The sequence below is a fragment of the Actinotalea sp. genome (assembly GCF_035443605.1).
In the GTDB taxonomy this organism is placed as follows: Bacteria; Actinomycetota; Actinomycetes; order Actinomycetales; family Cellulomonadaceae; genus Actinotalea.
Genome location: NZ_DAORSQ010000193.1, coordinates 1 through 2,434, shown reverse-complemented (window position 1 = coordinate 2,434; position 2,434 = coordinate 1). Strand labels below are relative to the sequence as shown.

The 2,434-nt window shown below is 75.6% G+C and carries 3 protein-coding genes; all 3 read right to left on the bottom strand.

Translation table 11 applies throughout. The features are described from left to right. A partial coding sequence (locus PKY62_RS13045; protein ID WP_324537648.1) for a VOC family protein occupies positions 1-341 on the bottom strand: 341 nt, incomplete at its 3' end. Between the two features lie 50 nt (positions 342-391). Next, positions 392-586 carry a hypothetical protein gene (locus PKY62_RS13040; RefSeq protein WP_324537646.1) on the bottom strand — a complete coding sequence of 65 codons (195 nt, stop codon included), beginning with the start codon at positions 584-586 and terminating at the stop codon, positions 392-394. Further along, on the bottom strand, positions 587-2,434 hold a 1,848-nt coding region (locus tag PKY62_RS13035; RefSeq protein ID WP_324537645.1), incomplete at its 5' end, for an FtsX-like permease family protein.

Here is a 2,434-nt window from a genome sequence, read left to right as displayed (position 1 = left end):
TCCTCGAACCACGCGCTGCGACCCTCGCCCCACGACGCGACGCCGTCGTCCCAGGTGATGCCCTCGACCTCGAACGTCTGGAAGGCGATGCCCTGGGCGCGCAAGGCCGCGACCTCGGCATCGAACGCGTCGACGGGGACCTGGAAGGACATGGCCGTCGCCTTGTTGGTCCCGGCGAACGAGGACGGGTAGACGAGGAACGAGGTCGAGCCCGCGCGGTAGGAGACCCCGTCGGGGACATCTCCCAGGGGCGTGAAGCCCAGGACCTCCTCGTAGAACTGCCGAGCACGCGTCAGATCGGACACGGCCAGCGTGGGCATGGCGTCATGGTCGGCGAGCATGGTGCCTCCTCCGGGCACCGGGCGACCGTCGACCGGTGCGCGTTTCGACGCTACGCGCCGTGCAAAACCCGGTCAACGGGATCTGCGGAGGAGCTGCGGTCCCGGTCGGCAGGCTCGACCCACGGACCCGGAACCGAGCGCACCCGGGCGCGCTGCTGCACCACCCCGCGCCGCGTCCGCGCGGCCAGCTCGCGCCGGTAGAGCAGCTCCTCGCGGCGCATCGCACGTTCCGCGTCGTCCGTCATCTATCCCACCACCCGACGGACCATCGGCAGGCGGGAGCGGGTCAGGAGGAATCCGCCGCCGGCAGCGAGCAGCGGCACCCCGACGGCCACCGCCAGCACGGCCGACCACGGCGTGACGACCTGCCAGTCCAGGTCGACGACGGGTCCTCGATAGCGCTCGGCGAGCACGAGGACCCGGCCGAGGAGCAGCCCCGTCAGCACCCCGACCAGCGTCCCGATGCCCGCCACGAGGCCGGCCTGGGCCGCGGCGAAACGGCGGCGGAGCGCCGGGGCGGCACCGATCGCGCCGAGGATGGCCAGGTCGGGCAGCGCCTCCGTCGCGGCCAGCGCAGTGACGATCGCTGTCGCTCCGAGGCCGACGACCGTGGCCGCAGCCACGAGGAGCCACACCACCTCGGGCTGGGCCGCGGAGTGCCCGCGCTCGAGCTGCAGCGAGACCGTCGGGCCGACGGCCGCCATGAGGGCGGCCTCGACCGCGTCCTGCTCCGCGTGCGTCGGGGCGCGCGACGTCTGCGCGACGTACCCGGCGAGCCGCGCCGTGAGGCCGAGTTCGGCGACGGCAGCCGGCGGCACCACGAGCCCGTACTGACCGGCGTTGCCGAGGTCGACGGCGACGGCCGGGAGCACGGTCGTCGGTCCGGTGAGCAGGTCACCCGTCACCAGGTCCGCGGCCACGACCCGCAGGTGGACGGTGCCGTCCGGCCACAGGTCCAGCGGCGACGCCACGACGGCCGCACCGGACTGCAGGGCGGCAGCGGCCCGCTCGCTCCTCGGCAGGCCGAGAGCTGCGATCGCCGTCCCGTCGTCCACCAGGGTGGAGTCCCAGGTTCCCGGGGCAGTCCAGGCGATGGAGCCGCCGGAGACCCCGCCGCAGCGTGGGTCGTTCCACGCGGCGCGGACCTCGGCGACGGGGAGCGTCACGTCGCCCTGCAGCGGGCACACGTTCGCTGGCGGCCGTTCGGCGCTGAGCGTCGGGCTGTCACCGTCGACCGTGCCCGAGGGGTCGACGATGCTCACCGGCACCATCGCGGTCACGGCCAGGCCGGCGCGGACCACGCCCACGGCGGACTCGGCCAGTGCGTCCCGGTCCGGATCGGACGGGTCCATCGCGCCGAAGCCGAGCATCGCCACGCCGTCGGCCGCCAGCGGGGTGTACTGAGCTGCCAGATGCTGCTCGCCCGAGGTGAGGTAGGTCGCACCGGCGACCACCCCCGCCATCGCCGCCAGGACCGCTGCCACGGCCGGTGCTGTGCGCGATCGCTGGCGGACCGCATCCCGCAGCGCCAGACGGCCCGCCGGCCCCGTCCGGGGCGCCAGGCGCCCGGCGAGCGCGACGAGCGCGCCGGAGGCCGCAACCAGTCCCACCTCGAGCGCCACCACCCCGGAGACCAGGAGCGCGGTGCTCCCCGTCATCGCACCGACCAGCGCCCCGCCCGCCCCGAGGGCGATGACGACGAGGCCTACGGCGGGGATTCGCCGGCGGGGCTGGGCCTCGGCGCGCCGGCCCGTCAGTGCGGCGACGACGTCCACCCGGGCGGCATGCCTCGCCGGCGCCCATGCAGCGGCCGTCGCCAGCAGGGCGCCGAACGGGACGAGCAGCAGGACGGTCGCGGGGACGCGCAGGTCGGGCAGGCCGAACCCCCCGCCGAGCCGGTCGAGCGCCCGGTAGCCGGCCGCGAGCCCGATCCCCCCCACCACCGCCACGACCGAGGCGATCGAGCCGATCACCGCACCGCCGAGCAGCACCACCCGACGCAGCGTCCGACGGTCGCCGCCGATCGCCGCGAGGAGCGCGAGGTCCCGCTGGCTGCGCCGGGCACCGACGGCGAACGCGGGCCCGACGATCAG